General features: G+C 69.8%; 28 protein-coding genes. 15 read left to right on the top strand and 13 right to left on the bottom strand.

Features of this window, described 5'->3' with window-relative positions:
- Positions 1–123: 123 nt before the first annotated feature.
- The 5 genes from C1I89_RS16665 to C1I89_RS16645 form a co-directional block, all read right to left on the bottom strand.
- A complete protein-coding gene (locus C1I89_RS16665; RefSeq protein WP_102773797.1) occupies positions 124–675 on the bottom strand; it encodes a response regulator transcription factor in 552 nt (183 codons plus the stop codon).
- A gap of 5 nt (positions 676–680) precedes the next feature.
- Positions 681–1,895, bottom strand: a complete 1,215-nt coding sequence (locus C1I89_RS16660; RefSeq protein WP_102773796.1) for an ATP-binding protein — start codon at positions 1,893–1,895, stop codon at positions 681–683.
- A 186-nt stretch (positions 1,896–2,081) separates the two neighbouring features.
- Positions 2,082–2,570, bottom strand: a complete 489-nt coding sequence (locus C1I89_RS16655; protein WP_102773795.1) for a copper chaperone PCu(A)C — start codon at positions 2,568–2,570, stop codon at positions 2,082–2,084.
- Positions 2,571–2,603: 33 nt separating this feature from the next.
- Positions 2,604–3,224 (bottom strand): SCO family protein, encoded by a 621-nt coding sequence (locus C1I89_RS16650; protein ID WP_102773794.1) that lies wholly within the window; start codon positions 3,222–3,224, stop codon positions 2,604–2,606.
- A gap of 61 nt (positions 3,225–3,285) precedes the next feature.
- Positions 3,286–3,726 (bottom strand): DUF2946 family protein, encoded by a 441-nt coding sequence (locus C1I89_RS16645; RefSeq protein WP_102774153.1) that lies wholly within the window; start codon positions 3,724–3,726, stop codon positions 3,286–3,288.
- Between the two features lie 188 nt (positions 3,727–3,914).
- Here C1I89_RS16645 and C1I89_RS16640 point away from each other — a divergent pair, with 188 nt between their 5' ends.
- Complete coding sequence (locus C1I89_RS16640) at positions 3,915–4,598, top strand: peptidoglycan DD-metalloendopeptidase family protein (protein WP_246842483.1); 684 nt, start codon at positions 3,915–3,917, stop codon at positions 4,596–4,598.
- 12 nt (positions 4,599–4,610) lie between these two features.
- Here C1I89_RS16640 and C1I89_RS16635 read toward each other — a convergent pair whose 3' ends face one another.
- The 3 genes from C1I89_RS16635 to C1I89_RS16625 all read right to left on the bottom strand — a co-directional run bounded on the left by C1I89_RS16635 (position 4,611) and on the right by C1I89_RS16625 (position 6,925).
- Positions 4,611–5,381 (bottom strand): amino acid ABC transporter ATP-binding protein, encoded by a 771-nt coding sequence (locus C1I89_RS16635; RefSeq protein ID WP_102773792.1) that lies wholly within the window; start codon positions 5,379–5,381, stop codon positions 4,611–4,613.
- Positions 5,378–6,058, bottom strand: coding sequence for an amino acid ABC transporter permease (locus C1I89_RS16630; RefSeq protein WP_102774152.1), 681 nt, complete (start codon positions 6,056–6,058; stop codon positions 5,378–5,380). Before C1I89_RS16630 ends, C1I89_RS16635 begins: the two co-directional genes overlap by 4 nt.
- Before the next feature lie 84 nt (positions 6,059–6,142).
- Positions 6,143–6,925, bottom strand: a complete 783-nt coding sequence (locus tag C1I89_RS16625; RefSeq protein ID WP_102773791.1) for an amino acid ABC transporter substrate-binding protein — start codon at positions 6,923–6,925, stop codon at positions 6,143–6,145.
- Positions 6,926–7,118: 193 nt separating this feature from the next.
- On the opposite strand from C1I89_RS16625, the gene C1I89_RS16620 reads away from it, so the two are divergent.
- Together C1I89_RS16620 and trhA are read left to right on the top strand one after the other, a co-directional pair.
- Positions 7,119–8,204, top strand: coding sequence for a P1 family peptidase (locus C1I89_RS16620; protein WP_181390993.1), 1,086 nt, complete (start codon positions 7,119–7,121; stop codon positions 8,202–8,204).
- Positions 8,205–8,295: 91 nt separating this feature from the next.
- Positions 8,296–8,934 (top strand): PAQR family membrane homeostasis protein TrhA, encoded by a 639-nt coding sequence (gene trhA, locus C1I89_RS16615; protein WP_102774151.1) that lies wholly within the window; start codon positions 8,296–8,298, stop codon positions 8,932–8,934.
- A 178-nt stretch (positions 8,935–9,112) separates the two neighbouring features.
- Here trhA and C1I89_RS16610 read toward each other — a convergent pair whose 3' ends face one another.
- Positions 9,113–9,586 (bottom strand): Lrp/AsnC family transcriptional regulator, encoded by a 474-nt coding sequence (locus C1I89_RS16610; protein WP_102773789.1) that lies wholly within the window; start codon positions 9,584–9,586, stop codon positions 9,113–9,115.
- A gap of 139 nt (positions 9,587–9,725) precedes the next feature.
- Here C1I89_RS16610 and kynU point away from each other — a divergent pair, with 139 nt between their 5' ends.
- Both kynU and C1I89_RS16600 read left to right on the top strand, forming a co-directional pair.
- A complete protein-coding gene (kynU, locus tag C1I89_RS16605) occupies positions 9,726–10,976 on the top strand; it encodes a kynureninase (RefSeq protein WP_102773788.1) in 1,251 nt (416 codons plus the stop codon).
- Between the two features lie 83 nt (positions 10,977–11,059).
- Complete coding sequence (locus C1I89_RS16600) at positions 11,060–12,466, top strand: amino acid permease (protein ID WP_102773787.1); 1,407 nt, start codon at positions 11,060–11,062, stop codon at positions 12,464–12,466.
- 14 nt (positions 12,467–12,480) lie between these two features.
- On the opposite strand, the gene C1I89_RS16595 is transcribed toward C1I89_RS16600, so the two are convergent.
- The 4 genes from C1I89_RS16595 to C1I89_RS16580 form a co-directional block, all read right to left on the bottom strand.
- Positions 12,481–12,903, bottom strand: a complete 423-nt coding sequence (locus tag C1I89_RS16595; RefSeq protein ID WP_102773786.1) for a VOC family protein — start codon at positions 12,901–12,903, stop codon at positions 12,481–12,483.
- 66 nt (positions 12,904–12,969) lie between these two features.
- Positions 12,970–13,662 carry a helix-turn-helix transcriptional regulator gene (locus C1I89_RS16590; RefSeq protein ID WP_102773785.1) on the bottom strand — a complete coding sequence of 231 codons (693 nt, stop codon included), beginning with the start codon at positions 13,660–13,662 and terminating at the stop codon, positions 12,970–12,972.
- 76 nt (positions 13,663–13,738) lie between these two features.
- A complete protein-coding gene (locus C1I89_RS16585) occupies positions 13,739–14,602 on the bottom strand; it encodes a hypothetical protein (protein WP_102773784.1) in 864 nt (287 codons plus the stop codon).
- Between the two features lie 122 nt (positions 14,603–14,724).
- On the bottom strand, positions 14,725–15,192 hold the full coding sequence (locus C1I89_RS16580; RefSeq protein WP_102773783.1) for a CopD family protein: 468 nt from the start codon (positions 15,190–15,192) through the stop codon (positions 14,725–14,727).
- A gap of 141 nt (positions 15,193–15,333) precedes the next feature.
- Between C1I89_RS16580 and C1I89_RS16575 the strand changes: the two genes are divergently transcribed.
- The 10 genes from C1I89_RS16575 (at position 15,334) to C1I89_RS16535 (ending at position 23,675) form a co-directional block, all read left to right on the top strand.
- Positions 15,334–15,843: a sigma-70 family RNA polymerase sigma factor gene (locus tag C1I89_RS16575; RefSeq protein ID WP_246842443.1), complete on the top strand. Its 510-nt coding sequence runs from the start codon at positions 15,334–15,336 to the stop codon at positions 15,841–15,843.
- The gene (locus C1I89_RS35900) at positions 15,822–16,118 is read left to right on the top strand and encodes a FecR/PupR family sigma factor regulator (protein WP_102773781.1); all 297 of its coding nucleotides are present in this window, start codon (positions 15,822–15,824) and stop codon (positions 16,116–16,118) included. The genes C1I89_RS16575 and C1I89_RS35900 overlap by 22 nt, the downstream gene beginning before the upstream one ends.
- A 36-nt stretch (positions 16,119–16,154) precedes the next feature.
- Positions 16,155–18,281 (top strand): TonB-dependent hemoglobin/transferrin/lactoferrin family receptor, encoded by a 2,127-nt coding sequence (locus C1I89_RS16565; RefSeq protein WP_258231461.1) that lies wholly within the window; start codon positions 16,155–16,157, stop codon positions 18,279–18,281.
- On the top strand, positions 18,269–18,472 hold the full coding sequence (locus C1I89_RS35300; protein ID WP_258231460.1) for a TonB-dependent receptor: 204 nt from the start codon (positions 18,269–18,271) through the stop codon (positions 18,470–18,472). Before C1I89_RS16565 ends, C1I89_RS35300 begins: the two co-directional genes overlap by 13 nt.
- Positions 18,473–18,527: 55 nt before the next feature.
- A complete protein-coding gene (locus C1I89_RS16560) occupies positions 18,528–19,571 on the top strand; it encodes a hemin-degrading factor (protein ID WP_102773780.1) in 1,044 nt (347 codons plus the stop codon).
- 8 nt (positions 19,572–19,579) lie between these two features.
- Positions 19,580–20,413, top strand: a complete 834-nt coding sequence (locus tag C1I89_RS16555) for a heme/hemin ABC transporter substrate-binding protein (RefSeq protein WP_102774150.1) — start codon at positions 19,580–19,582, stop codon at positions 20,411–20,413.
- A gap of 22 nt (positions 20,414–20,435) precedes the next feature.
- Entirely contained in the window at positions 20,436–21,410 is a 975-nt protein-coding gene (locus C1I89_RS16550; protein WP_247747754.1) for a FecCD family ABC transporter permease, read from the top strand.
- Positions 21,407–22,195 carry a heme ABC transporter ATP-binding protein gene (locus C1I89_RS16545; RefSeq protein ID WP_181390992.1) on the top strand — a complete coding sequence of 263 codons (789 nt, stop codon included), beginning with the start codon at positions 21,407–21,409 and terminating at the stop codon, positions 22,193–22,195. The genes C1I89_RS16550 and C1I89_RS16545 overlap by 4 nt, the downstream gene beginning before the upstream one ends.
- A 68-nt stretch (positions 22,196–22,263) precedes the next feature.
- Complete coding sequence (locus tag C1I89_RS16540) at positions 22,264–22,746, top strand: YajQ family cyclic di-GMP-binding protein (protein ID WP_102773778.1); 483 nt, start codon at positions 22,264–22,266, stop codon at positions 22,744–22,746.
- A gap of 23 nt (positions 22,747–22,769) precedes the next feature.
- On the top strand, positions 22,770–23,675 hold the full coding sequence (locus C1I89_RS16535) for a LysR family transcriptional regulator (RefSeq protein WP_102773777.1): 906 nt from the start codon (positions 22,770–22,772) through the stop codon (positions 23,673–23,675).
- The last annotated feature ends 1 nt before the right edge of the window (position 23,676 follow it).

Below are 23,676 nucleotides of genomic sequence, written 5' to 3'. Positions count from 1 at the left end.
CCCCATTGTCCGGGCTTAGGGGTTTTCCCTGGCGGGAGAAGGGTTTAGCGCCGGGGGCGGGGTGCGACGATATGTCGCACCTGCACAAAGCCGGGGTGCGACTTTATGTCGCACCTGCACAAATCAGTCGACCAGCACTTCGCGTTCCGGCCCCGGTTTTTTCGCCAGCTTGCGCTGCAGGGAGCGGCGGTGCATGCCGAGCAGGCGGGCGGCGGCCGAGACGTTGCCGCCGGTTTCGTGCAGGGCCTGGTGGATGTGCTCCCATTCCAGGCGGTGCAGGGGGGTCATGGTGGTTTCGATGGCCACGGACTCGGGCTTCACCAGCCCCAGCGTGCGCAGGATCATGGGCGCGGTGGCCGGCTTGGGCAGGTAATCGTCGGCGCCGCGCTTGATGGCCTCCACGGCGGTGGCCACGCTGGCGTAGCCGGTGACCAGCAGGATGCGCATGTCCGCGCGCAGCGCGCGCAGCGGGCGGATCAGGGTCAGGCCGGAGTCCTCGCCCAGGCGCAGGTCCACCAGGGCGAAGGCGGGGCGGATCTCTTCGGCCACGCGCAGCGCTTCCGCGATGCCGGTAGCGGTGCGGGTTTCCAGGCCGCGCCGCGACAGGCTGCGCTGCAGCGTGCGGACGTAAAGCTCGTCGTCGTCGATCAACAGGCCAAGATCGGTTGGATTCATCACATTCAAGTCCCTGGACTGCCCTGGGTCTGGCCCAGCGGCAGGTAAAAGCGGATGCGCGTGCCTCCCCCTTCGGCGGCGGTCATGGTCATTTCTCCTCCGAGCTGCTCGACCGTGGCGTGCGACAGCGCCAGGCCCACGCCCAACCCTCCCGGCTTGCCGCTGTTGAACAGGCTGGTGGCCGGCAGCACGGTGTGGTCGGGGTCGAAACCCTGGCCGTAATCCCGCACTTCGCCGCGCAAGGCGCCATAGCCGTACTCCAGATGCAGGTCCACGCGCGGCACGTTGACGGCTTCGCCGGCGTCGGCCGCGTTGTTCAGGAGCGCCTGCAGCAGATGGGCGATGGCCGGATCGACCCGCAGGCTGCCGGGCAGGGTGCCCGAACGCTGCAGATCGATGGTCGGCCGGATCAGGCGCCATTGTCCCACCACGCGCACCAGGTCCACGGCGGTTGGGACCGCCAGATTGCGGATACGTTCCCGGCACAGGGCCAGAAGCTGGCTGAGCGTGGACACGTCGGCGCGCAGATCTTCGTCCTTGACCTCGGCGGCGATCTCGTCGGCCAGCAGCGTCATGGTCGCCAGCGGCGTGTTCAGCTCGTGCGCCATGGCCGCGGCGTGGGTGGCCAGCGCCACGATGCCCTCGTTGCGGGTGAAGCGCTCGCGCAGCCGGGCCAGTTCGCGCTCGCGGGCGCGCAGGTCCGAGGCCAGGCGGGTGGAGAACACCAGCACCACCACCACCGAGATCAGGAAGTTGGCGCCGATGCCCCACAGCAGCAGGTTGTGCGAATCCACCTCGCCGCGCAGCGGCTGGCCGAAGATGGCGGCCGCCGCGTAGCCGGAGATCCCCGCCACCGCCGCGGCCAGCGCCCAGTTGCGCGGCAGCGCCAGGGCCGCCAGCGCGGTCAGGATCAGGAACATCATGCCGAACGGATTGTTGATGCCGCCGCTCCAGCCCACCATCCAGGCCAGCACGGCCATGTCCACCAGCAGATGGCCGAACGCGGTCGCGTGCGACAGGTCGCGGCGCTGGCGCAGCCGCAGGCTGGCGTAGACGTTGAACCCGATCAGCGCGCCCACGCCCAGCCATAGCGGCTCCAGCGGCAGGGCCAGGCCCAGCACGCCGCTGGCCAGCAGGATGGTCGCGGCCTGGCCCGCGATGGCGAGCCAGCGCAGACTGCAGAGGGTACGCAGGAAGGAAAAGGCGGAACTACCGGGCATATCCAGACACAGAGGGCCGGCCAGCGGGCCGGCGGGGCCAGCGTCCGGCTGTGCGCGACGCTGGCATCCGGGGCGCGGCGGGGGCGCCGGCGCGGATGTGCAGGCATTGTATGGCGAATCGGCGGCGGACTCCGGCGCCAGGGGGATTTATTATGTCCCCAATTATCCGGGCGCCGGCGTCCCGCTTCAATGCGCGTGGCCGGCGGCGGGCTTGGCCGCCGCGCCCAGCGGCCGCGCCTCGGCGTCCACCGTGATGCGGCGCTGCTGGCGCTGGGCGTCCTCGATCACCAGCGTCAGCGGCACGTGCTGGCCCGCGTTGATCTGGCTGACCAGGTCGATCAGCATGACGTGGTAGCCGCCGGGCTTGAGCTCGACCGCCTGACCGGCGGGCAGGTCGATGCCGGCCACCTGCCGCATTTTCATGACGTTGTCCTGCATCGCCATTTCGTGGATCTCCACGTTCCGGGCGGCCGGCGACTCCACCGCGACCAGGCGCGCCGGCGCGGTGGAGGTCAGGCGCATGAAGGCGCCGGTGGCGTGCTGGTTGGGCACGCTGGCGCGGACCCAGGGTTCCTGCACCGAGAGCGAGGCGTCCTGGGCGTAGGCGGTCGGGGCGGCGGCCAGGGCGCACAGGGCGAAGGCGGCGGCCAGGGATTTGAATGCGGTTGCTTGCATGGCTTGTTCCTATCTCTATTAGTAGCGGGCGGGTCAGAGCACGGTGCGCAGGTCTTCGACGCATTCCTGCGCGCTTTGCTGGTGGCGCAGGGCCAGGCGCAGCTTGCCCTGGGCGTCGATGACGTAGGTCAGGGCGGTGTGGTCCATGGTGTAGGACGAGCCCGTGGCGACCTTCTGGTAATAGACCTTGAACGACTGGGCGGCGGCGCGGGTCTGCTCGGCGTCGCCGCGCAGGCCGATGAAGCCCGGATCGAAGGCCTGGGTATAGGCGCGCAGGATCTCGGGCGTGTCGCGCTCGGGGTCCACGGTGATGAAGAGCACGCGCAGCCGTTCTGCGTCCGCGCCCAGCAAGTTCTTGATTTCCACGGCGCGCGTGAGCGCGGTGGGGCAGATGTCCGGGCATTGGGTGAAGCCGAAGAACAGCATGACCGGATGGCCGCGGTAGTCGGCCAGCGTGCGGGGCTTGCCGTCGGTGTCCTGCAGCTGGAAATCGCCGGCCGGCATTTCGGAGAGATCCATGCCGTGCAGTTTCGGGGCATCGGGGCCGCAGCCGCTCAGGGCCAGCAGCGCGAGCGAGGACAGCAGTACGCGGCGCCGCGGATCGGGCGCGTGCGAGGGCGCGCCGGCGGGGGCGCGCAGGAAGCGGGAAAACATGTTTACCTCGTCGGTTGACGTTCGGGCAGGGCGCGCGGCGCGGCCGCGCGGTTATGCGGCGTCAGGCGAGGAAAGGCGGAGCGCGCGAGCCCAGCGGCGGGCCCTGGGCGCCTTGCGTGGGCAGGGCGCGGGCGGCGGGCCGCGGCGGCGCATGCCGCGCGGCGGCGGGAACGAGGACGGCGGGCGCGGCGGCTGGCGCGGGCGTGAGATGCGCAAGCAGGCCGAAGGGGCACTGCGCGCCGGAGCCGGCGTTATCGTGGCCGGCGTTCTTGCCCGACCGGGACTTGGCGGCCAGCTGCAGGGCCAGCGCCGGCGGGGCGCCGGCGGCCGAGCAGAAGGTGACTTCGAGCCGGCCGTCGTGCAGCGCGCCCACGTCGGGCATGTAGCCGGCCGGCACCAGCGCGCGCAGCGCCAGCGCCATCAGCGCCAGCCACAGCAGGGCCGTGGCGCGCGCGGCGCGTGCGGCGGGCTGGCGACGGAGCTGGCGGGACGTGGCTGGCATGACGGCCATTCTACCCGCGCCGCCGCGCGAAAATCTTGGTACCCTTGAACGCACTTCGTCCCGACCACCGATTTTCAGTGCCCCAGGTTTCAGCGCTTTCCTCGTCCCCTGTCCCACTCATAGGCGCGCCGCATGCCGGCGCCAGCCGGCCCCGGCCGTCGCGGCACCGGTCCATCCTGCGCCGCTGGCTGGGGCTGGCCGGCATCGCGCTGCTGGTGCTGCTGTCGGCCTGCGGTTCCACCAAGGTCCAGCCCGGCTATTACCGCGTGCAGTCGGGCGACACGCTCTACCAGATCGCGCGCAAGCAGGGCGCCAGCGTCAGCGACCTGGTGCGCTGGAACCGCCTGTCCAACGCCAACGCCATCGAAGTCGGCCAGGTGCTGCGCGTCGAACCGCCCGCCGGCCAGGCGCGCACGTCCACGCCCACCAAGGCCAAGACGCGCGCGCAGACCACGCGCAAGCCGGCGGCCACCTCGTCGGCGCGGCGGCGCACGGCGCCGCCGGGCGCGATCTCGCTGATCTGGCCGGCGCAGGGCAAGGTCACGCGCGGCTACGACGGCTCGGGGTCCAACGGCATCGTCATCAGCAATTCCGCCGGCACGCCGGTGGTGGCGGCGGCGCCGGGCACGGTGGCTTATTCGGGCAGCGGGCTGCGCGGCTACGGTCATCTGGTCATCGTCAAGCACAACGCCAGCTTCCTGAGCATCTACGCCCACAACCGCAAGCTGCTGGTCACCGAAGGCCAGCGCGTCAGCCAGGGGCAGAAGATCGCGGAAATGGGCAATAGCGACAGCAAGCAGGTGGGCCTGTATTTCGAGCTGCGCTACGACGGCCAGGCCGTCGATCCGGCCGGCTCGCTGCCGCCGAAGTAAGCCGCGCCGCCCTCAGACGCCCGGGGCGGCGTGCGCCGCCTCCTGCGTCAGGGTGGAGATGAACGCCGCGGTGCGCGGGTCCGCGGGCCGGCTGAACAGCTGACTCGAATCGCCGGATTCGACCACGGCGCCGTCCAGCAGGAACACCACCTCGCGCGATACGCTGGCCGCCAGCCGCAGGTCGTGCGTGGCCATCAGCATGGTCATGCCCTCGGCCGCCAGCTGGCGCAGCACGTCCACCACCTCGGCCGCCAGGCCGGGATCGAGCGCCGAGGTCGGCTCGTCGCACAGCAGCACGCGCGGGGCCGGCGCCAGCGCGCGGGCGATGGCCACACGCTGCTGCTGGCCGCCCGACAGGTTGGCGGGCCAGGCGTCGGCCTTCGGCAGCATGCCGACCTTTTGCAGCAGTTCCTCGGCGCGGGCGCGGGCCCGGTCGGCCGGCCACTTCTGCACCGTCACCAGGCCTTCCATGACATTGCCGATCACGGTCTGGTGCGGAAACAGCTGGAAGTTCTGGAACACCATGCCGGTCTGCATGCGCACGCGCTGCACCTGCTCGCGCGGCAGCTTGCGGCCGGGTTCGAAATCCACGCTTTCCGGGCCGATCACGAGCCGGCCGCGGTCGGGCACTTCGAGCAGGTTCACGCAGCGCAGCAGCGTGCTCTTGCCGCTGCCGGACGGGCCGATCAGGGCGGTGACGCTGCCTTCGGCGATGCTCACGTCGACCTGCTTGAGCACCGGGTTGCCGCCGAACGCTTTCTCTATCTTTTCCAGGCGGATCATCGGTTCTTCTCCGCAAACACCGCGTGCTGGCCGAAGCGCCTTTCCAGCCGGACCTGGGCGGCCGACAGGACGGAACTGAACGCCAGGTAGATCAGCGCGGTCTCGGTGTAGAGGATCAGCGGTTCATAGGTGACCGCGGCGATGCGCTGCGCGGCCTGGAAAATCTCGGGCACGGTGATCGCCGCGGCCAGCGAGGTGTCCTTGACCAGCGCGATGAAGGAATTCGACAGCGGCGGCACGGCCACGCGGGCCGCCTGCGGCAGCACGGTGCGGCGCAGCGCCTGCGCGCGCGTCATGCTCAGCGAATAGGCGGCCTCCCATTGGCCCTTGCCGATGGATTCGATGGCGCCGCGGATGACTTCCGAGTTGTAGGCGCCCACGTTGAGCGTGAAGCCGATCAGCGCGGCCGGCAGCGGGTCCAGCACCAGGCCGGCCTTGGGCAGCCCGTAGAAGATCACGAAGAGCTGCACCAGCAGCGGCGTGCCGCGGATCAGCCACACGTAGAAACGCGCCACCGCCACCAGCGGCGCCGGGCCGAACAGCCGGATCAGCGCGACCACGAAGGCCAGCGCCAGGCCCAGCACGAAAGACAGCAGCGTCAGCGGCACCGTGAACGTCAGCCCGGCCATGAGCAGCGGCCAGAACGAATCGGCCATGAGCTGGATCCAGGCCGGCATCGTCCACGCCGCGACCTGGGCCAGCAGCCAGTCGGGCATCACCGCTTGCAGCCAGGCAGGTGGCGTCATGTAGGCTCCAGCGGCTTATTGGGCCGACAGGTCGGTGCCGAAGTATTTGACCGAGATGGTCTTGTAGGTGCCGTCGGCCTTCATGTCGGCCAGCGCCTTGTTGATGGCGGCCTGCAGCTCGGGGTTGCCCTTGCGGATCAGCACGCCCGAGTTGCTGAATTCGGCGGTCTTGTCGGTGGCGGCGATCTTGACGCGCGCGTTGGGCTTTTGCTTCTTGAAATCCAGGAACGACAGGTTGTCGTTGACCGTGGCTTCGACCCGGCCCGAGGTCAGCAGGTCGATGGCCTCGTTGAAGCCCTGCACCGCGATGACCTGCGCGCCGTGGCTCTGCGCGAGCTTGCCGAAATTGCTGGTCAGCGTGTTGGCCGACTTCTTGCCCTTGAGATCGGCGAAGGACTTGATGCTGGTGTTGTCGTCGCGCACGATCAGCACGGCGGCCGAGGAGATGTACGGATCGGAAAAGTCGTACTTGGCGCGGCGCGCGTCGGTGATGCCCACCTGGTTGATCACGGCGTCGTAGCGCTTGGCGTCCAGGCCGGCGATGAGGCCGTCCCACTTGCCTTCGACGAACTGGGCCTTCACGCCCAGGCGCTGGGCGATGGCGCGGCCGATGTCCACGTCGAAACCGGTAAGCTCGCCGGATGCGTCGTGGAAAGTGAAGGGAGCGTAGGTGCCTTCGGTGCCGATCTTGAAGACGCCCGCGGCCTTGATCTGGTCCAGGCCGGACTGGGCATGGGCGGCGGACAGGGCGGCGAACTGGACCAGGCCGGCGGCCAGCAGGGTACGGAAGAGTTTCATGGCGGTGCTCCACGGATGGTGGGTATCACTGTGGAGAGCATGCGGGGCTGCGATGCCCTCCGGCGTAGCCGCACTCTAACAACTGGCCTATTTTTCCACAAAGCATAAGGAATAGTAAAAATATAGCGGCAAGTCATATGGTGTTACCCAAGCCCCGGCGCCCAGCCGCCGGGCTCTTTCATGCGGGACCTTGATGGAGATCGGTGTGGAACAGCGATGGAACAGGCGGGCTTTCATGATGGCGGCCGCGGGCGCCGCGGCGGCCGGGGCGATGCCGGCCAGGGGCGCCGACGGCGCGCGGCGCATGCCGGGCGGAGGCAGCATCACGGACGTGGCCGGCCTGCGCGTGGGCCACTACACCGATACGCGCCGCCCGACGGGCTGCACGGTCATCATCGCCGAGGCCGGCGCCACGGGCGGGGTCGACGTGCGCGGCGCGGCGCCCGGCACCCGTGAAACCGACCTGCTTAATCCGATGAACATGGTGGAGCAGGTGCACGCCGTCCTGCTGGCCGGTGGCAGCGCGTTCGGCCTGGACGCGGCCTCCGGCGTCATGCGCTACCTGGAGGAAAAGAAGATCGGTTTCGACGTGGGCGTGGCGCACGTGCCCATCGTGCCGGCGGCCATCCTGTTCGACCTGGGGGTGGGCGACGCCTCGATCCGCCCGGACGCGGCCGCCGGCTACCAGGCCTGCAAGGCGGCCAGCGAGCAGGCCTCCGAAGAGGGCAACGTCGGCGCGGGGGCGGGCGCGACGGTGGGCAAGCTGTACGGTCCCAAGCGCGCCATGAAGGGCGGGCTGGGCAGCGCCTCGCTGCGCGTGGCTGGCGTGACCGTGGGCGCCATCGTGGCGGTCAACGCGGTGGGCGACGTGCTGGACCCGTCGACCGGACGCATCCTGGCCGGCGCGCGCACCGCCGACGGCAAGATGCTGCTGGACACCCGCGCCGCCATCCTGGCCGGCGACCTGCCCAAGTCGATGCGCCCGGGCGCGGCCACCACCGTCGGCGCGGTCGCCACCGACGCCAGGCTCACCAAGGCGCAGGCGCAGAAGATCGCCGCCATGGCGCACGACGGCCTGGCCCGGACCATCAACCCGATCCACACCATGCTCGACGGCGACACGATCTTTGCGTTGGGCACGGGGGCTTCCGGCAAGACCGCCAACGTCACGCTGCTGGGCGTGATGGCGGCCGAGGCCATGGCCATCGCGGTGCAGCGCGCCATCCTGTCGGCGCGCGCGCTGGAGGGCTATCCGGCCGCGGTGGATTTCATCGTCTGATATTGCGGGTTCGTCCGTCCGCCTGACCCGCGTTTGTCACAGAATCGGCCCATGATTCAAGGTCCGGCGCATGGCCGGCGTGGAGGGGCGCATGTACCAAGGCGAACGACTCAACGGCGCGACGCATCTGGCGGGCCTGGCGCTGGCGGTGGCCGCGTCGGGTGCGCTCATTTCGCGCGCCGCCGAACTCAACGTGAATACCCGCCAGATCGTCGGCTGCGCCGTGTTCGCCGCCTCCATGATCGCGGTCTACGCCTCGTCGGTGCTGTTCCACTGGTCGCGCGGCCGGCGCAAGGCGCTGTGGGCCAAGGCCGACCACAGCGCCATCTATCTGCTGATCGCCGGCACCTACACGCCGCTGGCGTTCGGCCCGGTCCAGCACGGCTGGGGCGCGGCCATGGGCGTGGCCATCTGGCTGCTGGCCGCGCTGGGCATCGGCCGCGAACTCTGGTGGGCGCGCGGGGCGCCGCCGGCGCTGCCGCTCTACCTGACGATGGGCTGGCTGGGCGTGGCGTTCGCCGCGCCCATCGCGGGCTCGCTATCGTCGGCCGGGCTGGCCTGGCTGCTGGCCGGCGCGGCCATCTATACCGCGGGTACGCTGTTCTACGTCAACGACAAGCGCTGGCGCCATGCGCATGGCATCTGGCATCTGTGCGTCATGGGGGGGACGGCCTGCCATTTCGTGACGGTGTTCGGGTTTCTGCATGCGGGGGCGGCTTTCGCCGCCTGATGGGTTGCGCGCGCTCGATATCTGAGTTTTTGCGCAAGGAATTTCGCGCTGCACCCATCCTACGATCCCCGAACGGCGAATGTTCGACGACTCGTAGGATGGGTGCAGCGCGAGAACCCCGACGCAAGAACCCAAGTCTCGAGCGCGCGAAACCCATCAGCCCCAAACCCACCCTAACTCACCGCCACCCTCCCAACGGCAACATCCCGCCGCGGCTCTTCACCTTGCGCATGACGATATGCGAGCAAAGATCCCGCACGCCCGGGATCTTGCTGAGCTTGTCCTCCACGAACTGCGAAAACGCCGCAAGATTGCGGGTGCGCACGGTCAGGATGTAGTTGGACGCGCCCGTCACGATGGAGGCCTCGGTGATTTCGTCGTGCAGCGCGATGCCGGCCAGGAATTCCTCGTGCCAGCCGGGGCGGGACTGGTCCAGCGACACGTGCACCACGGCCTCCAGTTCGAAGCCCAGTTTTTCGCCGTCGAGCACGGCGCGGTAGCCGCGTATCAGGCCGGCTTCTTCCAGCGCGCGCACGCGCCGCAGGCAGGCCGAGGGCGACAGCGCCACCTGCTCGGCCAGGTCCTGGTTGCTGAGGTGGGCGTCTTCCTGCAGGCGGTAAAGAATCCGCTTGTCTATGGCGTCTATCTGCATGGCGCAATCAAATTCCGAAAAAGTCGATTTCGTGCAATTCACTGCGGAAACCTAGGGTATTCCGCGCCCGGATTTGCAATATATCAGCCTGCCGGCGCTGATAGTATTTATCGGGAAATATGCCCGAGATGGAGCCGTGATGAATACCCGCGAAGATTGCGTGAACGCCGACCGCCAGGACCCCCTGGCGCCCCTCAAAGACCGTTTCGACCTGCCGCCGGGCGTGCTGTACATGGACGGCAATTCGCTGGGCGTGCTGCCCAAGGCCGCCGCCGGCCGCGCGGCCGCCGTGATCGGCCAGGAATGGGGCGCGGGCCTGATCCGCAGCTGGAACACCGCCGGCTGGTTCGAGCTGCCCGCGCGCCTGGGCGACAAGCTGGGCGGCCTGCTGGGCGCGCGCGAAGGCGAACTGGTGGTCACCGACACGACCTCGCTGAACATCTTCAAGGCGCTGGCCGCCGCGCTGCGCATCCAGCAGCAGAAGCAGCCGGCGCGCCGCGTGATCCTGTCCGAGCGCGACAACTTCCCCACCGATCTGTACATGATCCAGGGCATGATCGACCTGCTGCAGCAGGGCTACGAAATGCGCCTGATCGACGAGCAGCTGCCGCTGGAGGCCGCGCTGGACGATTCCGTGGCGGTGATGCTGCTCTCGCATGTGAACTACCGCAGCGGCCAGATGCACGACATGGCCGCCGTGACCGCGCTGGCGCACGAGCGCGGCGCGCTGGCGATCTGGGACCTGGCGCACGCCGCGGGCGCGGTGCCGGTGGACCTGAACGGCGCCGACGCCGACTTCGCCGTGGGCTGCACCTATAAGTACCTGAACGGCGGCCCCGGATCGCCGGCCTTCATCTGGGTGGCGCCGCGCCACACCAAGGACTTCCGGCAGCCGCTGTCCGGCTGGTGGGGCCATACGCGTCCCTTCGACATGGCGGTGGCCTACGAGCCGGCCGGCGGCATCCGGCGCTACCTGTGCGGCACCCAGCCCATCGTCTCGCTGTCGCTGGTGGAGTGCGGCCTGGACGTGGCGCTGGCGGCCGACATGGCCGAGGTGCGCAGGAAGTCGCTGGCGCTGGGCGACCTGTTCATCGCGCTGGTCGAGGCGCGCTGCGCGGATCATCCGCTGACGCTGGTGACGCCGCGCAACCACGCCGAGCGCGGCAGCCACGTCAGTTTCCGCCATCCCAACGGCTTCGAAGTGATGCAGGCCCTGATCGCGCGCGGCGTCATCGGCGACTACCGCGAGCCCGAGGTGCTGCGCTTCGGCCTCACGCCGCTGTACTTCGGCTATGCCGACGTATGGGATGCGGTCGACATCCTGAAAGACGTGCTGGACAGCCGCGCCTGGGACCGGCCCGAGTTCAAGCTGCGCGCCGCCGTGACCTGAACCGGGACACGGCAGCGACAGATCCGAGCGCGGGCCGCAAAGGCCCTGTATCCAGATAGAGAGCGCAGTACAAGGAGGAGACTATGCCGCAACAACAGGGATTCGGCCGCATCGCCGAACGCGAACAGGGGCTCAAGCGGCGCTTGACCTCGGGGCAGATGAGCATGATCGCCATCGGGGGCGCGATCGGCACGGGGCTGTTTCTGGGCAGCAAGTTCGCCATCGGCTTCGCCGGTCCCAGCGTGATCCTCAGCTACGCCATCGGCGGGGTGATCACGCTGCTGCTGATGGGCTGCCTGGCGGAAATGACGGTGGCGCATTCCACCTCGGGTTCCTTCGGGGCCTATGCCGAACACTACATCGGCCCGCTGGCCGGCTTCCTGGTGCGCTACGCGTACTGGTCCTGCGTGGTGCTGGCGGTGGGCACCGAGGTCACCGCCGTGGCCGAATACATGAAGCTCTGGTTCCCGGGCGTGCCCGGCTGGCAGTGGGTCTGCCTGTTCTCGGCGCTGCTGATCTGCGTGAACGCCATGAGCGTCAAGGCGTTCGGCACCGTGGAGTACTGGTTCTCGACCGTCAAGGTCAGCGCCATCGTGGCCTTCATCATCCTGGGCGCCTACGTGGTCTGGGGCGAGCCCCAGTACGGCGCGGCGCTGTACACCTCGCATGGCGGTTTCTTCCCGAACGGCGTCTGGGGCATGTGGATCGCGGTGGTGATTTCGATCTTCAGCTACCTGAGCGTGGAGATGATCGCGGTGGCCGCGGGCGAGGCCGAGGACCCCGAACGCGCGGTCAAGCAGGCCTTTCGCGCCACCATCGCGCGCCTGGTGGTGTTCTACCTGCTGACGCTGGCGCTGATCCTGGCCATCGTGCCCTGGGACGAGGCCGGCAAGGGCGGCAGCCCCTTCGTGAAGGTGATGCAGTCGCTGGGCATTCCGGGCGCGGCCGACGTCATCAATTTCATCGTGCTGGTGGCGGCGCTGTCGGCCATGAACAGCCAGCTCTACATCACCACGCGCATGATGTTCAGTTTGTCGCGCGCCGGCCATGCGCCGGCGGCGCTGGGGCGTCTGTCGCGCAGCGGCACGCCGCTCAATGCGCTGCTGGTGTCGACCAGCGGCATCGCCATCGCGGCGGTGCTGAACGTGCTGTATCCCGAAACCGCGTTCACGCTGATGATGGCGATTTCGATGTTCGGCGCCTTGTTCACGTGGATGATGATCTTCGTGACGCATTACTTCTTCCGGCGGCGCTGGGCCCGCGACGGCGGCGCGCCGCTGTCGTTCCGCATGCCGGGCTTTCCGGTGCTGACGCTGCTGGGCGCGGCCGCCATGCTGGCCATTCTGGGCACCACGTACTTCACCGGCGTATTCAAGATGACGCTGGTGTTCGGCGTGCCGTTCCTGCTGATCCTGGCGGGGGCCTACGGGCTGTTGCTGCGCAAGCGCGCCGCGCCGGCGGCGCTGCCCTCGCGCCAGCCGGGCGCCTGACGGGACGGGTCGCTTCAGGCGTGCGCCAGGCGGTCTGCGCCGCCCGCCGGCGCGGCGGCGGCCGGTTCCTGCGGCGCCGGCGCGAACACCCGCAGCCGGTGGCCGTCGGGGTCCAGCGCGACGAAGGTGCGGCCGAAGTCCATGTCGGTGGGCGGCTGCAGGATGGGCAGGCCGCGCAGGCTCCAGTCCAGGTGGCGGCGGTCCAGCGTGTCGGCGTCCGGCACGGTGAACGCCAGTTCCGAGGCGCCGCCGCGCCCGGCGGCGGCGGGCTCCACGGTATGGCGCGACCACAGGCCCAGCATCAGGCCGGAATCCAGCGCGAACAGCGCGAAGGTGGGCGAGCTTTCGATCGGCGGGCGCTGCAGCAGCGCGCTGTAGAACGCGGCGCTGGCGGCCGGCTTGTCCACATAGAGGATGACGAAATTGGTGTCGGACATGATGCGCTCCAGGTGAGTGACGCGCTCATCTTAGACAGCGGTACTGTCAGTTTTTGGCAGTAGTGTTCAAGCCGCCCGGCTGCGGCCGCGCTCGATCGCGCGCCACTCCTTGAGCAACGCATGGCGGCGCTTGGGATAGCGCGGGCCGGGCGTCAGCGCGGCGATGCGGTCGGTGCGGAAATGGCGGAAATCCTGGCGCAGCTCGCACCAGGCCATGACGATGCGCACGCTGTCGAAAAAGCCCAGCGCGAACGGCCAGATCACGCGCGCCGAATCCGCGCCCTTGTCGTCGCGGTAGCTGATGTCGATCTTGCGTTCGTCGCGGATGGCCTGGCGGATCAGCGACAGGTCCACGCGGTCGACCACGGTCATCATGCTGGGGCCGACCAGCAGCGGGATGGCGTCCAGCCCGTCGCGCAGTTCCGCCGGCAGCACCGCGCCGATCTTGGCCAGCGCGTTGCTGGCGGCCTGCGCCAGCCGGGGATCGGCGCGGCCCGCGACCCAGCGGGTGCCCAGCACCAGGGCCTCGATTTCCTCGGTGCTGAACATCAGCGGCGGCAGCATGAAGCCGGGCCGCAGCACGTAGCCCACGCCCGGCTCGCCCTCGATCTCGGCGCCCTGCGATTGCAGCGTGGCGATGTCGCGGTACAGGGTGCGGATGCTGACGCCCAGGTCGGCGGCCAACTGGCGGCCGCTGACGGGGCGGCGATGGCAGCGCAGCGTCTGCAGCAGATCGAGGAGGCGGGCGGTGCGGGACATGGGGCGGGCGGACGGGCCGGGATTACGTAATGCTGCCACGAAATGGCAGCATCCGGGGCCGCGCCGCCCCGGCGTTTCAGCGGCTTGCCGGCTTGCCGCTGGCCACGTCCAGCACCGAGCCGTCTTCCAGGCTGACGCGGTAGATCTCGCGCACCACGTTGCCGGCGAAGCCGATCTCGACGATGGACACGTCCTTGAACGTGGCGGGGATGCCGTCGGGCAGCACGGCGTTGAACTTGGCGGCCTCCTGCGCCATGGCCTCCTGCAGCCGGGCGTCGTACTGCGCCATGCTGTAGACCAGGGTGGTGTGCGGGTTATGCGCGCGCACCTCCTGGCCGTCCTTCATGACGTTCACGCCGCTCACGCCCACGGACTTGACCAGTTCCTTGCCGGCGTCGCCCATCTTGGCGTAGACCGGGCCGGTGACGCGCGGCAGCGGGCCGTCGCGCAGCGGCGCCAACGCGGCGGTGGCCACGGTGTTGTAGCGCATCATGTCCTCGAAGCCCTGGCCGCTCTTGACCACGCCCAGGTCCAGCCACCACGGATGGCCGGCGCCCTTGGCGGCTTCGGTGGGGTAGAAGTTCTTCAGCGTCACCTGCAGCGGCGCCGGCGGCTTGGGCAGGGCCTTGAGCATGCGGGCCGGCGTGGACGGATCGGCGCTGTGGATGTGCACCACGGTCACGTGCGGCATGTTGGGCGTGTCGGCTTCGGTCTTCAGGCCCAGCTTGAGCAGATCGGCCTTGAGCGTGGGCCGGATCTTGGCGTCCAGTACCGCATTGACGTCCTGGGGCAGGCGGTAGACCACGCCGTAGGTGGCCTTGTGTTCGCGGAACCCGGGCTGGTCCAGCGCGCTGTTGTCGATGGGCGCCGCGGCGTGCGCGGCGGACGTGGAGGCGAACAGGCCGAAAGCGGCCAGCTTGAAGAACACGCGCTTGATCATGGGGATTCCTTTGGGCGGCAGGCCGTGAGAGGCATCCGCAGTGTGCGGCGCGCGGATGTAATGCATATTGCAGCAAACAAAAGAATCCCGATGCCAGCCCCCGCTAGGCCGATGGCAGCGCACTAGCCCAGAAAGACGATGGCGACGATGGCGATGCCCAGCAGCAGGTTCACGCCCACCCAGCGGCGCACGCCGCCCAGGGCCGCGCCGGCGGCGGGCCAGTCCGAGCGCGCCACGGCCGCGTTCAGCCGCGGGTACAGGGCGGCCCGGATGTAGGTATAGATGGCCATCATGACCAGGCCGCCCGCGGCCATCGCCGTCCAGCTGCGCGGCATGAAGAAGGCGCCGCCCGTCTGCGCCGCCTGGGACGCTTCCTGGCCGATCATGGCGACGCCCGACAACAGGATCAGCACGATGGCCCCCAGCACGGCGTTCAGGAAGGGCCCGAGCACCGAGGCCATCAGCGGCAGGCGCACGGGCGGCTCCAGCCGGGCGACGGCGGGACGCAGGAAACAGTGGGCGAACAGCATGCCGCCGACCCAGAGAATCACGGCCATGACATGGACGAACTTGAGCGCGCTATAAAGCATGGAACCCGCCTTTGCATGAGGCCGTCGGGACGGCGAAATCTGTCCCCATCATATCTCCGACCGATGCGGCGCGCGGCTCGGTTCGGCGGCTCTAGAATGAGATTGATTGTTATTCGTAAATCAAGCATCAAGGAGCCTGACGTGCTGAATCCCGTACCCGGCCCGAGCGACGCCGTCCACCTCCTGTATCGCGCGCATCATGGCTGGTTGCGCGGCTGGCTGGGGAGCCGGCTGGGCAATGCTTGCGACGCCGCCGATCTGGCGCAGGACACCTTCGTGCGCGTGCTGCGGCACCGCCACGAGGTGGGCGCGCTGCGCGAGCCGCGCGCCTACCTGACCACGGTCGCCGGCCGCCTGCTCATCAACCATCACCGGCGCCGCTCGGTGGAGCAGGCCTATTTCGAGGCCCTGGCGCTGCTGCCCGATCAGGCGGCTCCGTCCGCCGAGCAGCGCGCGATCGTGCTGCAGGCGCTGCAGGACATCGACGACATGCTGGCGGGCCTGTCCGCGCCGGTGCGCCAGGCCTTTCTGATGGCGCAGCTCGAAGGCCGCAGCCACCACGAAATCGCGGCCAGGCTCAATGTGTCCCTGCGTTCGGTGCGCCGCTACGTGGCCAAGGGGCTCGAACAATGCATCATGGCGGCGGCCTGAACGCACTGCGCGAAACCGCGGGCGAACTGCCGGCGGTGCCGCGCCGCGTGGCGCGCCAGGCCGCGCGCTGGCTGCTGCGCCTGAGCTCGCCGCGGGCCACGCAGGCCGACTGGCTGGCCTGCTGCCGGTGGCGGGCCAGCAGGGCCGAGCACGAACATGCCTGGCAGCGCGCGCAGCGCGTGTACGCGCGTTTCGGACTGATTCCGCCTGCTGTGGGCATGGCGACGCTGGGCCGCCGTGGCCGGTTCGGGCCCGCCGACGGTCATGGTCTCTAGAGGCATGTTTTTGCCTCGTGGATCAAGAGGACGACCATGGCTTACTTTCCCGCAGGCCGCGCGAGCGGCTTCCGACTCGCCGCTACGGCGCTGCTATCGGCCGCAAGCGCCGGCGCATTGGCCCAGAACGCGGACGCCTTGCGGCAGTTCGCGCCCGTCATCGTGGAGGGCGAGGGCGTAGAAGCCGCGCCCGCCTGGGAAACCCGCAGCAGCCGCGAGCGCCTGGACGATCTGCAAATCCAGGACTGGACCGATCTGGGCAGGCGCGCCGAGCCGGGCGTGAGCTTCAATCGCCAGAACCACAGCATCAATATCCGCGGCCTGGACCAGGACCGCGTGCTGACGCGGGTGGACGGCATCCGCCTGCCGTGGCTGGACGACGGCGTGCGCGAAGTGAAGGGCGGACTGGAAGCGGTGGATTTCAACAGCCTTGCGCGGCTGGACGTCGCGCGCGGCGCCGACGCCAGCGGCGGCGGTTCCGGCGCATTTGGCGGCGTCGTCAATATGTACACGCTCGATCCCTCCGACCTGCTGCGCGGCGGCAGGGACTTCGGCGGGCAGGCCGGGGCGGGCCACGATTCCGCCGACACCGGCTGGACAGGCAGCGCGGCGCTGGCCGGCCGCATCCGCAGCAACACCTTGTGGCTCGTGCTGGCGCGGCAGCGCGAAAGCCACGAACGCGATAACCGTGGCGAAGTCGGCGGCTACGGCCCCGATCGCGACAGACCCGACCCCGCGAATCACCGGCAGCGCAGTCTCCTGCTCAAGCTGCAGCAGCGCTTCGAAGGCGGGCACCGGGCCGGCCTGACGGGCGAATTCTTCAAGCGCAACACCGACATCGACAGCCGCTCGGACCAGGGACCCGGCACCAAGTACGAACTCGGCGAAAAACGCAACCGCAGGCAGACGCAACGCCAGCGCGTGTCGTTCGATTATTCCTATCAGGCGCCGGCGGCCGGCGGCCTGGTCGATACCGCAAGCGTCCTCGTCTACTGGCAGCGCCAGCACCTGGTGCACTCGGCCGACGGCTTGCGCAGCGTCGATCGCCGCGCCTACCTCAAGCCGGGCGACCCGATAGGCTACGGATTCCCCAACGGCCCTTATGGCCGTCGCAATAGCACCTGGCTGGCGCAATTCGGGGCCAGCGCCGAAGCCACCGCGCGCATTGCCCACGACGCCGTGGCGCAGTTGTGGACGCTGGGCGCCGAATGGCGCAGCAGCCAGTCCAGCCAGAATTCCAGCGGCTACGACAACTGCCCGACAATGCTTCCGGACCTGCCGAGGAGGTACGGCCCGCGATCCTGCGAACTGCTGCATACCAACCAGGCCGATCGGCCCCGCTCCCGCGGCAGGCAATGGGCCGTGTGGGCGCAGGACGAATTCAGCTTCGTCGACGGCCGCTACACGATCCTGGCCGCCCTGCGCTACGACGGTTACGAGCAGCGGCCGCTGTCCACTACCGACTACCAGCACAATCCGGTCGCGTCCCCCTTGCCGCCGCGCAACCGTGGCGGCCGGCTTTCGCCCAAGCTGCTGGCCACCTGGAAGGCCGCGCGCCATCTGCGCTTCTACGCGCAGTACGCGCACGGTTTCAAGGCGCCCGACGCCACGCAGCTCTTCATCAACTACGGCGGCCCCGAATCGTTGCTGCGCGCGAGCAACCCCTACCTGAAACCCGAGACCAGCAGGGGCTGGGAGCTGGGCGCCAGGCTCGGGTCCGACGCGCTGGGCGCCTCGCTGTCGTGGTTCGACAACCGCTACCGCGACTTCATCGACGCCAGCGCGGTGGTGACCCCGGGTTCGGCGTTGTGGAAGCCGGAATGGGCGGGCGCGTTCCCATGGGGCATCTACGCGACCCAGAACCGGGCCAGGGTGCGCATCTACGGCGCGGACGCCAGCGCCCACTGGCAGTTCGCGCCGGGCTGGCGCGCCTGGGGCTCGCTGGCCTGGGCCGTGGGCAAGGAAACCGACACGGGCACGTTGCTGCCCTCTGTGGCGCCGCTGAAGGCGGTACTGGGCGTGGGCTACCGCCGCGACGCCTGGGGCCTGGAGGCGCTGTTGACCGCGGTGTTGCGCGCCAAACAGCCCGCGGTCCGCCGGGCCCGGCCCAGGCAGCCCCGCCGCCGGTTTTCTACGCGCCGGGCTATGGCGTGGCCGACCTGACGGCGTACTGGCGGCCCGGGGCGGTGAAGGGGCTGCTGCTGCGGGCGGGCGTCTTCAATCTGTTCGACAAGAAGTACTGGGACGCCCTTACCGTGCAAAGCCCTGGCGCGCCCTGGATGTCGTCGCGGCCGATCGATTGGCAGACCGAATCGGGTCGCAGCGCCCGTGTTTCGCTGATATACCAGTACTGATCCCGAGCCGTCGGCGGCGGCTTGCGCAACCTGTTCCATCGGTCGGAGGACCACCATGAGCCATACCGATTTCACGTCCCGCGCGCAGGCGCTCAGAGCGCGCGACGAGGCGCTGGCCGCCGCAAGGCCGGGCCTGCGCGCCCGCGACCAGGCCCGGGAGCTGGGCGTCTCCGAAGCCGAGTGGGTGGCCGCCGGCTGCGGCGGCCTGAAGGCCACGGCCCTGCAGGGCGTGCCCCAGGAAATCTTCCGGCAGCTCGGCACGCTGGGCAGGGTCATGGCGCTGACGCGCAACGAGTGGTGCGTGCACGAACGCCACGGCGTCTACCAGGACATCCATGCCGAGAACATGGTGGGGATGGTGCTGGGGCCTGACATCGACCTGCGCATGTTCTTCAGGCGCTGGAAGTCGGCCTGGGCGGTCGAACGCGACGGCAGGCGCAGCCTGCAGTTCTTCGACGGCGAGGGCGTGGCCGTGCACAAGGTGTACACCGATGAAGATTCGGCGGCGGCCTATGACGCGCTGGTCGCCCGCTTTGCGGGCGCGCCGCAATGGCCCGAACCCGAGCCTTACGCGCCGGCGGCCAACGCCGACAGCGTGGCGGATGAGGCGCAATGGCGCGCAGACTGGCTGGCCATGCAGGACATACACGAATTCTTTCCGCTGCTGCGCAAGTTCAAGGTGTCGCGCCTGGCCGGGCTGACCGCCGCCGGCCCCGACCTGGCGCAGCCCGTGCCCGCGCAATCCGTCGTGCGCATCCTGGAATCGGCGGCGCAGTCGGGGCTGTCCATCATGTGCTTCGTGGGCAACCGGGGCATGGTCCAGATCCATACCGGCCCGGTGCGGCAGCTGCGCCGCACCGGCGCCTGGTTCAACGTGCTGGACGCCACCTTCAACCTGCACCTGGACACCGAGGCGATCGCGGCGGCCTGGGTGGTGCACAGGCCCACCGTCGATGGCTGGATCACTTCGCTGGAGCTGTATTCCGGCTCCGGAGAACTGATCGCGCAGTTCTTCGGCGAACGCCGGCCCGGCCGTCGGCAACTGACGCAGTGGCGCACGCTGGTGGAAAGCCTGTGCAGCGTGCCGCTGGCCGCGTGAGCCGCGCGATGCAGACCTGGCTGGCGCTGGCGGCCGGATGGACGATGGCCGTGGCCGCCCATGCGGGGGCGCCCGAGCGGGTGGTGACGCTGGGCGGCAGCGTGACCGAAATCGTCTACGGGCTGGGGCAGGAGGGGCGGCTGGTGGGCGACGACCTCTCCAGCCTCTACCCCGAGGCGGCCACGCGGCTGCCGCATGTCGGCTACTACCGCGCGGTGCCGGTGGAAGGCGTGCTGGCGCTGGAACCCGACCTGGTGCTGGCGTCCGAACAGGCCGGCCCGCCCGAGGCGCTGCGGCGCCTGGCCGAGGTCGGCGTGCGCGTGGTCACCGTGCCCGACCGGCCCTCGGTGGATTCGCTGCAGGCGCGCATCCGCAACGTCGCGGCCGCGCTGGACGCGGCCCCGCAGGGCGAGCGCATGGTCGAGCGCGTCGCGCGCGAACTCGAACGGGCCGAGGCGGTTCCGGCTTCGCGCGCCCGCGCCATCCTGCTGTTCAAGCTGGGCGGGGTGCTGCGCGGCGCCGGAAACGGCACCGCCGCCAACAAGGTCATGACGATGGCGGGCCTGGTCAACGTGCTGCATGACCAGCAAGGCTACAAGCCGATCTCCGCCGAGGCGGTCAGCGCGCTGGCGCCGGACGTGATCGTGGTCACGAAATCCTCGCTGGCGGCCAGCGGCGGCAAGGCCGGGCTGCTGGCCACGCCCGGCATCGCGTCCACGCCGGCCGCCGCGCGCCAGCGCCTGATCGTCATGGACGATCCGCTGCTGCTCGGCATGGGGCCGCGGCTGCCGCAGGCCCTGACCGAACTCAAGCGTGAGGTCGCCGGTGCGATGGCGCGCTAGCGCCGACCGGATCACGCCGCCGCTGGCCCTGCTGCTGCTGGCCCTGGCCGTGATCGTGGCGGCGCTGGCGGCCAGCAGCAGCGGCGCGGTCCGCATTCCGTTGACCGAACTGCCCGCGCTGCTGTGGGGAACGCCGGCGCCCGGCGGCGAACTCTGGCGCAAGGTGCTGATCGACATCCGCCTGCCGCGCGTGCTGTTCGCGCTGGTGGCCGGCGCCGCGCTGGCCGTGTCCGGCGCCGCCATACAGGCGCTGTTCCGCAATCCCCTGGCCGAGCCGGGCCTGATCGGCGTGTCGGCCGGCGGCGCGCTGGGGGCGGTCGGGGCCATCGTGCTGACCTCCGGCGGCTTCTGGATTCTGGCGCCGGCCGCGTTCGCGGGCAGCCTGCTGGCGACGTTCTGCGCCTATGCGCTGGGCCGGCGCGTGCCGGGCGTGGCCGGACTGCTGCTGGCCGGCATCGCGATCAACGCGGTGGCCGGCGCGGCGATCGGCCTGTTCACCTACGTCGCCAACGATACCCAGCTGCGCGACCTGACGTTCTGGAGCATGGGCAGCCTGGCGGGCGCCAACTGGACGCTGCTGGCGTTCCTGGGGCCGTGGGTGCTGCTGGTGTCGCTGTGGCTCATGCGCCAATGGCGCGTGATGAACGCCTTGCTGCTGGGCGAGCGCGAGGCCCAGCATCTGGGCTATGCGCTCAGGCGCGTGCGGGCCGGGCTGGTGCTGGCCTGCGCGCTGATCGTCGGCCCGCTGGTGGCGGCCACGGGCGGCATCGCGTTCGTCGGCCTGGTGGTGCCGCACCTGGTGCGCATGACGCTGGGCGCCAACCACCGCTGGCTGCTGCCGGCCTGCGTGCTGGGCGGCGCGCTGGTGCTGGCGCTGGCCGACTGGCTGTCGCGCGTGGCCGTGGCGCCGGCCGAGCTGCCGATCGGCCTGGTCACCAGCCTGGTGGGCGGCCCGTTCTTCCTGTGGCTGCTGTCGCGCGGCAGGCGGCGGGGCTGATGCTGGCGGCCGAAAACCTCACGCTGTCGCGCGGCGGCAGCCGCATCCTGGACCGGGTGTCGCTGGCGCTGCGGCCCGGCGAGGTCGTGGGCCTGCTGGGCGCCAACGGCGCGGGCAAGTCCTCGCTCTTGGCCGCGCTGTCGTGCGAACTGCCGCCCGACGGCGGCCGGGTGCGGCTGGACGGGACTTCCCTGGTGCGGCTGCCGCAGCGGCTGCAGGCCCGCCGGCGCGCCGTGCTGCCGCAAAAGCCCGGGCTGAGCTTCGACCTGGACGTGCGCGAGGTGGTGGCGATGGGCGCCTACCCGTTTCCCGAATTGCCGCCGGCGGCCGTGGACGCGCTGGTGGAGCAGGCGCTCCGGCGGGCCGACGCCGGCCATCTGCGCGCCCGGCGTTATCCCGAACTATCCGGGGGCGAACAGCAGCGCGTGCAGTTCGCCCGCGTGCTGGCGCAGTGCGAGGCCGCGCGCGTGCCCGGCGAGGCGCGCTATCTGCTGCTGGACGAACCCACCGCCAGCCTGGACCCCAGGCACCAGGGCGAACTGCTGCGGGCGGCGGCGGAACTGGCGCACGCGGGCCATACCGGCGTACTGGTGATCCTGCACGACATGAACCTGGCCGCGCGCTGGTGCGACCGCCTGCTGCTGCTTTGCGCGGGGCGCGCCATCGCCGCCGGCGCGCCGGCCGAGGTGCTGACGCCGGCCAATCTGCGCCTGGCCTACGGCATCGACGCGCAGGTGATCGCGCATCCGCTGCAGGCCGGGCGCCTGCTGGTGGTGACGGCGTGACGCGGGGCCGGGCGCCGGTAAAATGGCGCTGAATCCCATTTCACCCACCATTGCACAGGACCCGTGTCATGCCTACTTTTGACGTCGTCTCCGAAGTCGACAAACACGAACTCACCAACGCCGTCGACCAGGCCAACCGCGAATTGTCCACCCGCTTCGATTTCAAGGGCACGGACGCCAAGTTCGAACTGGAAGGCTTCGTCGTGACGCAGGTCGCCTCCAGCGCATTCCAGCTCAAGCAGATGCTCGACATCCTGCGCGGCCGCCTGTCGGCGCGCGGCATCGACGTGCGCTGCCTGGACGTGGCCGATCCGCTGGAGAACCTGGGCGGCGCGCGCCAGAAGGTCACCATCAAGCAGGGCATCGAACAGCCGGTGGCCAAGAAGCTCATCGCGGCCATCAAGAACGCCAAGCTCAAGGTGGAATCGCAGATCAACGGCGACAAGCTGCGCATCAGCGGCAAGAAGCGCGACGACCTGCAAACCGCCATCGCGCTGCTGAAAAAGACCGACGTCGACCTGCCGCTGCAGTTCGAGAACTTCCGCGACTGAAGCCCGGCTCCGGGACGCGGCCGATGGGACATTCCAGTGAGCTGCTGCTGATCGTCGAACTGGCGCGCGCCGGCGGCATGTCAGCCGCGGCGCGCGAGCTGGGCGTCACACCGGCGGCGGTCAGCAAGCGGCTGGCCCAGATCGAGGCGCGCCTGGGCGTGCGGCTGGTCAACCGCAGCACGCGGCGCCTGAGCCTGACGGCCGAAGGCGAGCTCTACCTGGAAAACGCCCGCCGCATCCTGGGCGAGATCGAAGACCTGGACCAGCTGATCGCCAGCCGCCAGGACCGTCCGCGCGGCCTGCTCAAGGTCAACGCGCCGCTGGGGTTCGGCCGCAGCTATATCGCGCCGGCCATCGCCGAGTTCGCGCAGAAATATCCCGAGGTGTCGCTGCAACTGCAGCTGACCGACAGCCCGGCCGATTTCGTGCAGGACGCCTTCGACGTGGCGGTGCGCTTCGGCGACCTGCCCGACACGCGCCTGATCGCCCGCAAGATCGCGCCCAACCGCCGCCTGGTGTGCGCATCGCCCGGCTACCTGAAAGCCCACGGCGTGCCCGCCGCGCCGCATGACCTGACGCGGCACCAGTGCATCGTGCTGCGCCAGAACGAAGCGGCCTACGGCCTGTGGCGCTTCACCAAGGGACGCCGCAGCGAAACCGTGAAGGTGCGCGGCAACCTCAGCAGCAACGACGGCGAAGTCACCCTCACATGGGGCTTGGCGGGCCTGGGCATTCTGCAGCGCGCCGAATGGGACCTGGCGCGCTACTTGCGCAGCGGCCGGCTGGTGCAGGTGCTCAAAGACTACGCCTTGCCGCAGGCGGACATCTACGCCGTGTTTCCCGAGAGGCACCACCTGTCCACCAAGGTGCGGGTGTTCGTGGACTTCCTGGTGGGGTACTTCCAGAAAGGCGCCGAAGGGCAGTGGTAAT

It is taken from the genome of Achromobacter pulmonis, from assembly GCF_002885955.2.
Classification (GTDB): Bacteria; Pseudomonadota; Gammaproteobacteria; order Burkholderiales; family Burkholderiaceae_B; genus Achromobacter; species Achromobacter pulmonis_A.
This window is presented reverse-complemented; position numbering and strand designations above follow the sequence as displayed.